Raw genomic sequence first — 785 nt, 5'->3', positions numbered from 1 at the left:
CGGCGGTGGCCGCCCCGGCGGCACGCAGCGCCTCGCCCACGCCGCCGCCGTGCGGCACGGCGAGCGCCAGCCACAGTGGATCCGGGATCAGCCAGACGAGGGTGTGCTCGCCGGTCAGCAGGGACGAGTGCAGGGACTGCGGCGGTTGCCCGGTGGCGGCGGCGACGCGCTCCAGGACGGCCGCGCTGCGGGGGAGCAGCAGCCACAGGGCGGACCCCACCGCCCCGGCCGCGGCACCGCCGACGAGCATGCGCAGCGAAGTCCGCCGCATCCGGGACTCCGCGGCGGAGCCTGTGCCGGTCCCAGCCGCCGTGGGTGCGGAGGGCGGGTTCGCCGCGGACTTCATGCCGTCCCGGGCGGCCTCGAGGGCCCGGCCCAGGCCGATGCCCAGCAGCAGGAACCCGCCCCAGGACAGCAGCGGGTAGTAGCCGGTCAGCAGCAGGTCCAGGCCCAGGACGCCCGGGCGCAGCAGGTCCGTCGGCATGGGGGAGGTCCACAGCCGGCCGTCCACGGACAGGGCGGTGCGGCCGACCGCCGCCCACCCCGCCGCGGTGACGGCGAGGACCGCCACCGGGCCCAGCAGCGTCCAGGCGACCCCAGCGGACAGGGCGGCACGGGTGCCCAGCCGCAGCAGGGGAGGGGGCCAGGGGCGAACAGGACCCCGTAGTGGCACAGGATCACCGCCACCGGGGACTCGAGCAGGCCCAGCAGCAGGGCCGAGCACGAAACAAGCAGGGGCGGGCCCCGCAAGCAAGCAGGGCGGGGCCGTCCCGCCGGGGGGCGAG

General features: G+C 77.8%; 1 pseudogene. It reads right to left on the bottom strand.

Features of this window, described 5'->3' with window-relative positions:
* A pseudogene (locus tag AC2W7A_RS13035) lies at positions 1-571 on the bottom strand (hypothetical protein); the annotation flags it as partial.
* Between the last annotated feature and the right edge of the window lie 214 nt (positions 572-785).

The organism is Micrococcus sp. LASM2_SD2 (assembly GCF_057364565.1).
The sequence above is the reverse complement of the archived record's forward strand: the minus strand, read 5'-3'. Positions and strand labels throughout refer to the sequence as shown.